This is a genomic window from Streptomyces candidus, from assembly GCF_014207445.1.
GTDB lineage: Bacteria > Actinomycetota > Actinomycetes > Streptomycetales > Streptomycetaceae > Streptomyces > Streptomyces candidus.
Window position 1 is genome coordinate 1 of sequence record NZ_JACHEM010000043.1, and the last position, 9,006, is coordinate 9,006.

The following is a 9,006-nucleotide window of genomic DNA, read 5'->3' on the forward strand; positions in this document are numbered from 1 at the left end:
CCCGGGGGTCTTCAGCCTTCTCGTTCATGACGTCTCCGACACGGTGGGGAGGAGTATCCGTAACCCGCGTACCCGCGGCGTGCGTGTCGAGTCATCAATCCTCTGCTTCATTTTCTTCTTCAGATAGACTCTGGAGCGAGGCGGCCCCAGCACTGACGGCGCGGGGTGGAAGCAGCCGTGATCTACGCCCGCGAACACGGCGACCTGAAGGTGCCGTTCACGTACCGCGTGCCCGCCGCCGACGACCAGGAGGCGGAAGACACGGTGTGGCCGGCCTCGCTCGCCGGGTTCCCGCTGGGGCAGTGGACCGCCGACGCGCGCCGGCTCTACGCCCGCGGGGACATGGACGCCGACCGCGTCGCACAGCTGGAAAAGTTCGGCATGATCTGGTCCCACTACGACATCGCATGGGAGGAAGGCCTGTCCGCCGCACGCGGGTGGGCAGCCGAACACGGGCACCTCCTGGCACCCGTGGACGCCACCTTTCAGGGCGCGGCGGTGGGGATCTGGCTGAAGAACGCACGGGCGGCAGCGAGGAAGGCGCAGGAGATCGAGCGGCGGTGTGCTGAGGGGTTGCCGGTCGGATCGTCGGCCGGTGCAATGCCGGACGAGCGGCGTGAGCAGCTGGAGGACATCGACGCGTCCTGGTGCCCGGCGTGGCCGGTGAGCTGGCAGCGCTGCTTCCACCTCGTACGGACACACCTGAATACGGGCGCAGCGCTGCCCACCACGCCGGGTGAGATCCTGCGCCAGGGCGAAGACCTCGGACGGTGGGTGCAGACGGTGCGGCACGGGTGGGACCAGCTCACCAGCGTGCAGCAGTGGATGTGCGAGCAGGTCCTCGGGATCACACCCGCAAGCGAGGACGAGAAGCCGCCACGGCCCCGTACACAAGCCGACAAATGGGCCGCCCACCTCGCCGCCGCCCGACAGTTCTACGCGCGCGAGGGCCACCTCAACGTCCCGCGCAAGCACGTCGAGACCGTGCTCACCCACGACGGCCGCGAGGACCAGTACCGCCTGGGGGCATGGATCAACAACCAACGCAGCAGAGCCATCGGACTGACCCCGGAACGGATGGAACAACTGTCAAGATCGGCATGCGGTGGTCGTAATAGGCATCGCCGTCACCGCGCGGGCAGACGTTCCGGCTGCTCAGCCGTGCATGTCAGCTTCAGGAAGCCCGACTTGCTGTCCGGGTGGACATGTCCCCTGAGGTCCTTGCCTGGTTCCCAGTTCGGGCCTCCTTGGCCCGGGCGCCGGCGAGCAGGACATCCGCGCCGGCCGCTACCGCGGGCAGCCAGCCGGTCCTCGCGAACGGTTCCATCACCTCCCACGCCCGCTCGAACAGACCCTCCCCGCACAGTGCGTTGACCGCCCCCTGTGCACAGAACCAGTCCCCCCGCCCGGACGCAGCCTCCACCACCAGCCCCAGATGCCCGTGCTCCAGAAGCGAGTCCACCACCTCCGGATGCACTCCCCCGTACCACTCCGCCTGCCACTCAAGATCATCCACGTTCACCACAGCAGCGTAGAAGCACCCACTGACAACACCAGGCTCACCCGGAAGGCGCCTGGAGGGCCGAGCGGCGGGATGGGTCCGATCAGTTGGCCGCTGTGTTCCGTGTCATCTCGGCTTCCTCCGTGAGGGCGCGTTGTCTGAGATCGCCGAACAGCTGCATCGTGGCGGCGGCCAGGACGTCGTCCCTGTCAACAGTCCGCTTGTCCCCGCGGCGGGTGGACAGGGCAAGGAGGGGGTCCTTGAGCAGCGGGGCCGGGGCCGGTTCGCCCGGCACCACCAGGCTGACCGTCCCGAACCGCTTGACCCCGCCCTCGCGGACGACCATGGCCGCGTCCCGGGCCAGGTCGGTCATAAACACGCTCGCGATTCCGTCGAGGTCGCGGACCATCGCCGGGACCGCCCTCGCCCCCCGGCTCCCCAGCAGCCTTCTCACCCAGGCCTCGAACCGGTGGGCGCCCGCCACACCACTCGGTGTACGCGCCCCGCGGCGCTCGCGAAGAGACACGAGCGCACCATCGGCGTTGCGCACCTCGCCCAACAGGCCGTAGAAGGTCGGGCTGTGCAGGTACCACTCCGCTCCCACCTCTACTTCCACGTTCCGGTCGATCGCCGAGATGAGGTCCTTGGGGAGCAGCCTCTTCCTGGCTTCCTCGGCCGCCGCGCTCCTCGCCCCGTCGATGATCTCCGTCAGCACGGTCCGCGTCACCGACGCAGCGGCCCATACGGCCGACCGGGAGACGTGCAACGAGGACCTGTCCCTGAACACCGCTCTGACAAGCTGAGGCTTGAATGGCAGGCCTGCCACGGCAGAAGCGGTCTGCGGACCGCTGCGCTCGGCGCGCAGGGGGTGTATGGGCATCGAAGAATCTGCTTTCTGGAAGTATCCGTCGCCCATGCCGCACTCGGCCGCCGGACCACAGAGCTCTGCGGAGACGGACAGCCCGGGCAACGTCGCGCAGCCGCACACCGACCTGATCCAATGAACTGTCTGCCATTCACACATCCCTCCGCGGGCGGGTGACGGAGGTTACTGCCGAGCCCCGCGCTCCCGGCGGCGCAGTTCCTGGGCGCCGAAGTCCGTGGGACGCGGCTCGCCGCCCGGCAGACCGCCCTTGGTGACCGGCTGGCCGCCCGTTTGACTCGGCGGCACGGAACGAGGTGGGTTACTGGACCAGGGCGATGTGGGGGTGGTTCGGGGAGGCCGGGCAGGCGTGGAGCTGGAGGTTGTAGCCGCCGACGATGTCGATCAAGGTGAAGTTGCCGTCCCGAGCTCCCAGGGGGGGCGGGGATGGGTCCGTCCTGTCCTCGTCGGCGATCCAGGTCTCGCTGCCGGCGTCCCATTCCAAGGAGGCGATGGTGAGGAGCGGGACCTGCTCGGTGCCGCACTCGGGGCAGGGGCGGGGCTTGGGGTCGGTGAGGCCCCAGCTGGTCCAGCCGCCGGTCTTCCAGCCGGGGGCGGTAGAGAGGTTGTTCAGATAGAGCTCGCCCGGGTCGTCCGCGTACGCGTTGTATCGCGCGGGGTCGATCGACTCCCAGCGGCTCATGTCGTCCAGCTGGTCCTGAAGCTCCTTGTCCAGCTCCGAGGGGTTGGGGTACTCGGTGACCTGCTCCGGTGAAAACAGGCACGGCTCCGGGAGGTAGCAGTCCCGCTCAACGATGGGCGGCTCGGGCGGTGCGTCGAGAACGTCGGTGACGGTGGCGGAGGAGCGCCAGAAGAGGGCTGTCCGGGGGTGGGCCATCTCGTGGTCGAAGGGGCACCAGAGGACCTGGAGGAGGTCCGCGTGGGGCGGGCGCGGGAAGGGTGCGTCGCGCGCGTAGAGCTGGACGACGGGGAGGAGGGGGATCGGGCCGTCGAACCACGGGCGGTCCGCGAGCCGCTCCCAGGTCGCCCGTTCCTCGGGAGTCCACTGCGGCGCTTCGGGGTCGAGGCGCCGCCGCTCGGCCGCTGCAGCGCGGTCGTGGCGGAGGATCCGGACGTCGTCCGGGGAGTGGACCACCGGCGCCGCTCGACTGTCGTGCGGCTCGTCGCAGTACGGCCACGGCTCGTCGGCGGGCCACAGCAGCGGCCCGCCGACGGAGCTGTCGTGCACGGTCGGCGACCCCGGCCTCGGGTGCAGCCGGGTCGCCGTGCGCGCCAGCGGGGCCAGCTGAGGAAAGAGCGCGGTGATGTCGAACGGCCGCGGTGGGGTGGTGAAACTCATGCTGGCTCCCGTTGGCGAACTGAGTGGGATCAGTTACCGAGGTTGTACAACCCGGTGTTCGAGTAGGTGTTGGGGACGTAGACGTTGGGGAACAGTTCCTCAGTCGTCCCGTTCGCCCGTTGGATATTAGCGTTCATCGTGACGCCGACCGGGATAGTGCTGTTCGCGTCCTTGTAGACGGGTATCACCTGGTAGAAGATCGCGTCGTTCGTTCCGAGAACCACGCCGGGAGCCCTGCCCTTGATCACGTCTTCTGCAATGGTCTCGTAGGTCCGCATGCTGGGCTTGCCCGTGTTCATGCCGACCTGCCAACAGGGGACGAGGTTGCACCGAGTGAGCTTGCTCGTTCCCTTGCCGCCGAGGACTCTGGCGATGAGATGACACCGGGACTGGTCGTAGGTGAGGGTGTTCGCCTTCGCGTACGCCTCCGCGTCCTTCATGCCGGTGACGGGATTACTGGTGTTGGTCCCCAGCTTGGTGTTCAGCCCCAGGCATGCCTGCGCCCTGGTCGGCCTGAATCCGCCCCCGCCCGCCGGGTCGCTCTGGTTGACGAGAGGAACCGCCTCGGTGGTGTTGAGGAACCAGCCGTCGCCGTTGGGAAGCGAGTTGATTGGCGCGGGGTTGTTCAGGCAGCTGGCCTGCGGGCCGGTGTCCGGCAGCGAGAACGTCAGCTCGAACTGGTCGGCGTCGATCACACGCTGATCCTTGAATCCGTCGGCAAGCTGGGTGGCGGCGAACTGCTTCTCGCCCGGCGTGACATGGGCCTGCACGCAGGGTGACGTGCGGTCCAGGACATGGGCGTCGCTCAGGACGTAGGTGTCCCATTCGCCGTTGCCGAGGTTAGGGATCACCTTGACGCACTGGTTGCCGGGGGCACCGCCCTCCTTCGCCTCTCCGTTCGAGCGAACTGTCGTACGGTCTAAGGCACTTGCCACTCGCTGTTGCCCAGGCCAGCGGGTCAGGCCGGATCAGGGAGGGCGGCACCGTGGGGACTTTCGGTGAGAAATGGGGCGGGCAGGCCAAATGCCGGACCGTCGAACCGGACGAGTTATTCGTCGACGGGTCCGCCCAGAACAGGGCGAAAGCCGTCTGCGGAGGCTGCCCGGTACGCACGGAGTGCCTCGCCCATGCCCTGGACAGAAGGATCGAGCACGGCATCTGTGGCGGCATGACCGAACGCGAACGACGTGCCGTCCTGCGCCGTCGCCCCCTGGTGACGTCCTGGCAGGACCTACTCGAATCCGCACGCCGCCAGCATGAACTGCACACGCGAAACCATCCGGTGTGTCAGTCTGCGGCCGGATGCCACCCCTCGTGTCGCGGCCTCCCTCTCAGCCGCCACAGGATGATGAGCCTGGCGGCGCAGCTGCGAACGGTGTGGCCCATGCCGCGTGAGTCCTGACGCGCTGTCCCCTGTGCATGGCCGAAATGCGCACCCACGGCACATCCGGCGGCAGGAGCGAACTCCCCACCTTTCTATGGTCCTGGGTGTGCGTGGACCATCTGCCAGGCCGGTGAGGTGGATATCGCACCGAGCCCCGCCCTGGATCTCCTGCTGTCCGCTCTCCTGGCCCACAACGACGAAGTGCGGAACATGGTGGCGCCCTCTTCCACGAGCTCGGCTGCACCGCCCAGGACACGCCGCGCGCCCGCTTCTGCGACTGCCCCTGCCCCGCCCGGATACGCGCACGTACCGGCACCAGCCGACAGATCCTCCACCGTCTGGAACAGCAGATCGCACACGAACGCCGGCAACCATGCTGGCCCCTGAACGCGGCCCTCGCCTTCGCCGGCATGCAAGCCCTGGCCCTGCCCTACGAACTGCACCCCGACTGGCAGGAACACTGGCACCCCTGAGCCGCGGCAGCCGCGCGGGGCAGGCCCCCACCCGTCGTGCGAAGCAGCGTCCCCTCTGCCCCGCACGACGCGCGTCGCTTCGTGAGCAAAGCACCCCTGGGAGCGGGAGTTCCCACAGCACCAGTACCCCGAAACGGTCACACAGCGGCCTCCCCCACAGCTTGCCCCTGAGCCAGAACAACCAACCGCCGGGCCTTCCCGGACGCCTACCTGACCAGCGGGGGCGAGCGCTCCGCGAGTGGTCGGGGCGGGCGATAGCGTGTCCCTCGTGTGGGTGAGTCGGCAGCCGTACCGCCGCGGCAGTACAGCGACTTGAGGACCTATGGAGCTCCCCGACTCTAAGGAGCGTTCATGGGTGTGCCCATCATCGGCGGCCTGATCGATAGTGTGGTCGGCATCGTAGGCGGCGCAGTAGCCGGCATCCTGCCCCAGCTTGGGGCCCTCGTGTAGGCAGTGTGTGACTTAGGCATGCTGTGACGGCTCGACGTCATTGATGGGGTCCTACTCCGCATACGGAGTAGGACCTCCGCGTTTGAGCGGGCGTGGAGGTCGCACTGATTTCGCCACCTTGCCCCAACGATGACGCACCACAGAGGTCATTGGAGCTTGTTGACGGCGGTCTTCATCGTGGTGCGGAAGGCGGTCAGCGGGGCGTCCTCGATGTCGCCCATCTGGCCCCAGCGGACGAGGGTGACGGTGCGGCCGTCGCGGCCGACGGAGAACAGGTGGATGTCGGAGATGCCGATCTGCGGGTCGGCGGTGTCCAGGCTGTAGACCCAGGCGCCCTCCTCGACGGCGAGCTTGCCGTGGGAGGCGCTGACGGCCTGCAGGCCCGGGTTCTGCTGCTCCAGCAGGGGGCCGCAGCCGGCGAGGGCCCCGCGGAGGGTGTCGACCAGCTTCACGGCGTCGGCCTCGGTACGGGCGACGGTGGTGACCTGGACGCCGTTGGTGTCGAGCTCGGTGCTGAACTCGCGGTAGCGGGTGTTCTGCGCCGGGATCTTGTACGGGGCGCAGAGGACGCCGCCGTTCTCCGGGACGCCGGTGAAGACCTGGGTGGCAGTCCACGGCGTCGACGACGGCGGCATCTGGGAGGCGGCCAGGAAGGCGGGCTGGGCAGCGGCCTGCGCCGGGGCTGTGGCGAGGGCCGCGAGGCCCAGTGCGGCAGCGGCTGCGGTGGCGAGTGCGGTGCGGAGCTTGTTCATGGTGGTGGATCCCCCGTCGGGTCGTTCGTTCGGTCAGTGCTCAACCAGCGTGGGGCCGGCGCCCGCCGACTGCAACGATCACGCGCCCACCAACCGTCCCGGAACCATTCCACCCCCGCTGACGTGCAAGGACGTGAAGGATGGGACGCAGGGTCGAGGGGGATGGAATGCCGAAGGACGCCGCCGTCGAGGAGTTCGCGGGGCTCGTGCGCACGCTGAAGGCGCGGGACGGGAGGAGTTACGAGGCGCTGGGCCGGCGGCTGAGCATCAGCGCGTCCACCCTCCACCGCTACTGCTCGGGCACGACCGTCCCGGAGGAGTTCGCCGTGGTCGACCGCCTCGCCCTGCTGTGCGGGGCGGACGAGGAGGAACGGCGGGCCCTGGAGGCGGCCTGGACGGAGGCGGACCGCGCCCGACGCCGAGCGGCCTCGCCCGCGCCCACGCCTGTGCCGGCCGTGTCGGCCGCGCCGGAATCGAACCCGGAACCGTCCGCGCCGGAACCGGGCCCCTGCCCCGCCCCGGACCCGACCGCGCCGGACGACCCGTCCGCCGCGGATCCGTCCGCGCCGGAGGCGCCCCGCGCCCGCCCCCGTCGTGGCGCCCCCGCTCCCCTCCTCGTCGCCGCCGCCGTCGCCCTCGTCATGCTCGCCCTCGCCGCCGCCCTGCTCGGCCACCCCACCCGTACGGCTTCCGCCCCCGCTCCCGCTTCCACCGCTCCGGGGCGCACCGCGGCCCCCCTCCCCTTCACCTGGAGCATCAGTTCCCAGCTCTGGGAGGGCGGCTGCGGGCACACCTACCTCGTGGACCGGGCCCCCCGCGCGGTCGCCCCGCCGCCGGACGCGGCCGACTCCGGGGCGTGGGCCGGGACGCACGGTGCCGTGCACGGCGGGGCGGCGCTGGTGCGGATCACGGTCCAGGGCCGGTCGCCGTCCGACGCCGTCGTCCTCCATGCCCTGCACGTGCGCGTGGTCGACCGCGCCGCGCCGCTGCCGTGGAACGCGTACCGGATGGACAACGGCTGTGGCGGCGCCGTCACCCCGCGCCACTTCGCCGTGGACCTCGACCGGCCGCGCCCGCTCGCGAGGTCCGTCGACGGCCTTGACGCCTCCGGCGCCGAGGTCCGGAAGATCCCGGCCGTCTCCTTCCCGTACAAGGTCACCTCCTCCGACCCCGAGGAGCTGCTGGTCTCCGCGCGGACGGCGGGCTGCGACTGCCGCTGGTACCTGGAGCTGGAGTGGAGCGCCGGGGGCCGTACGGGGACGGTGCGAATCACGGACGGCGGGAAGCCGTTCCGCACGAGCGGGACCAGGGGGAGGCCGGCGTACGTGCACGACTCCGCCGGAGGGCGCTGGATCACAGACTCGGACTCCGGACAGACCGGGTGACCGATGAGTAACTCCGAGTGACATAGGTCGAGCAAGTGCTTAGCCACCCCTTTCCCCCTCTCGAACATCGCACGCCGAGCGGTGAAGCTCCTCGGTGACGACTGGCACGCCGAGTCCGGCTACTGAGGCGTGACTGGCGAGATCACCACCCTGGACGGCGCCCGGTTCATCGTGGGCGTGGACCACGAGGGCGACGTGGCAGGGCCCACCGCGGCGACCTCTTCGACCGCAATGGCAACATCGGGCCCACCGTCACCCGGGGTGCTGCTCGCTGGCGACGACCTGGGCAAGTGACTTCAGCGGCAGAAGAACCCGGGCACCTGGGCGCAGCTGTCGACCGAGCAGCAGAAGCGGCTGTCGAAGCTGGGCGTACAGCCCGCCCAGGCCGCGGCACCCGCGGCCACGCGTGCGACGAAGGGGGTGGAGGAAGGCACAGGAGGCGTTTCAGCGCGGCCTGATCGCCCTCGCGCAGTGGGTGGAACGGGAAGGCGTGAACCGACCCGTGCCGAGGGGTCACAGCGACCAAATCACCGTCGACGGCGAGGCGGAGCCGGTGGTCGTGAAGCTGGGCGTATGGATCTCCAACACCAAATCCCGAAGGGACCGGCTGGACGCCGACCAACTCGCCGCCCTCACGGCGCTAGGGGTCGACTGGGCAAGCCCCGCACACCGGTGCGCACCCGGTGCACCTGGCCGCCGGGCGCAGCGCAAATCGGAGTAAGTGATGACCTTGGCTGCCAGTGACTAAGAACTCCTATCGGAATGACTTCAGGCGTCGCCAGCAGATGAGTGCGCATCCGAGGGTAAGGAAGGCTTCGTGGATGTCGTCGCGTATCTCC

Annotated in this window: 10 protein-coding genes and 1 pseudogene; 6 read left to right on the forward strand and 5 right to left on the reverse strand. The window is 69.5% G+C overall.

The annotated features are described in order from the left end of the window. Window positions 1-177 precede the first annotated feature (177 nt). Window positions 178-1,374 (forward strand): helicase associated domain-containing protein, encoded by a 1,197-nt coding sequence (locus HNQ79_RS32775; protein ID WP_376700011.1) that lies wholly within the window; start codon window positions 178-180, stop codon window positions 1,372-1,374. 230 nt (window positions 1,375-1,604) lie between these two features. Here HNQ79_RS32775 and HNQ79_RS32785 read toward each other — a convergent pair whose 3' ends face one another. From HNQ79_RS32785 to HNQ79_RS32795, 4 genes are all read right to left on the reverse strand, one after another. Continuing rightward, on the reverse strand, window positions 1,605-2,381 hold the full coding sequence (locus HNQ79_RS32785; protein ID WP_185036637.1) for a hypothetical protein: 777 nt from the start codon (window positions 2,379-2,381) through the stop codon (window positions 1,605-1,607). A 168-nt stretch (window positions 2,382-2,549) separates the two neighbouring features. Beyond that, window positions 2,550-2,672, reverse strand: coding sequence for a hypothetical protein (locus tag HNQ79_RS34375; protein ID WP_260421926.1), 123 nt, complete (start codon window positions 2,670-2,672; stop codon window positions 2,550-2,552). Between the two features lie 13 nt (window positions 2,673-2,685). Further along, entirely contained in the window at window positions 2,686-3,723 is a 1,038-nt protein-coding gene (locus HNQ79_RS32790; protein WP_185036638.1) for a hypothetical protein, read from the reverse strand. Between the two features lie 29 nt (window positions 3,724-3,752). Then, on the reverse strand, window positions 3,753-4,574 hold the full coding sequence (locus HNQ79_RS32795) for a DNA/RNA non-specific endonuclease (protein WP_229923805.1): 822 nt from the start codon (window positions 4,572-4,574) through the stop codon (window positions 3,753-3,755). A gap of 134 nt (window positions 4,575-4,708) precedes the next feature. Between HNQ79_RS32795 and HNQ79_RS32800 the strand changes: the two genes are divergently transcribed. Together HNQ79_RS32800 and HNQ79_RS34900 are read left to right on the forward strand one after the other, a co-directional pair. Further along, window positions 4,709-5,125: a WhiB family transcriptional regulator gene (locus HNQ79_RS32800; protein WP_185036639.1), complete on the forward strand. Its 417-nt coding sequence runs from the start codon at window positions 4,709-4,711 to the stop codon at window positions 5,123-5,125. Window positions 5,126-5,376: 251 nt separating this feature from the next. Beyond that, window positions 5,377-5,580 (forward strand): annotated as a pseudogene (locus HNQ79_RS34900) (DUF6221 family protein); the annotation flags it as partial. 596 nt (window positions 5,581-6,176) lie between these two features. On the opposite strand, the gene HNQ79_RS32805 reads toward HNQ79_RS34900, so the two are convergent. Further along, a complete protein-coding gene (locus HNQ79_RS32805) occupies window positions 6,177-6,782 on the reverse strand; it encodes a hypothetical protein (RefSeq protein ID WP_185036640.1) in 606 nt (201 codons plus the stop codon). A 167-nt stretch (window positions 6,783-6,949) separates the two neighbouring features. Between HNQ79_RS32805 and HNQ79_RS32810 the strand changes: the two genes are divergently transcribed. The 3 genes from HNQ79_RS32810 (at window position 6,950) to HNQ79_RS34910 (ending at window position 8,888) form a co-directional block, all read left to right on the forward strand. Then, window positions 6,950-8,167 (forward strand): transcriptional regulator, encoded by a 1,218-nt coding sequence (locus HNQ79_RS32810; RefSeq protein ID WP_185036641.1) that lies wholly within the window; start codon window positions 6,950-6,952, stop codon window positions 8,165-8,167. A 129-nt stretch (window positions 8,168-8,296) separates the two neighbouring features. Then, on the forward strand, window positions 8,297-8,461 hold the full coding sequence (locus HNQ79_RS34905) for a hypothetical protein (protein ID WP_376700012.1): 165 nt from the start codon (window positions 8,297-8,299) through the stop codon (window positions 8,459-8,461). Window positions 8,462-8,657: 196 nt separating this feature from the next. After that, on the forward strand, window positions 8,658-8,888 hold the full coding sequence (locus HNQ79_RS34910) for a Helicase associated domain protein (RefSeq protein ID WP_376700013.1): 231 nt from the start codon (window positions 8,658-8,660) through the stop codon (window positions 8,886-8,888). Window positions 8,889-9,006: the final 118 nt, after the last annotated feature.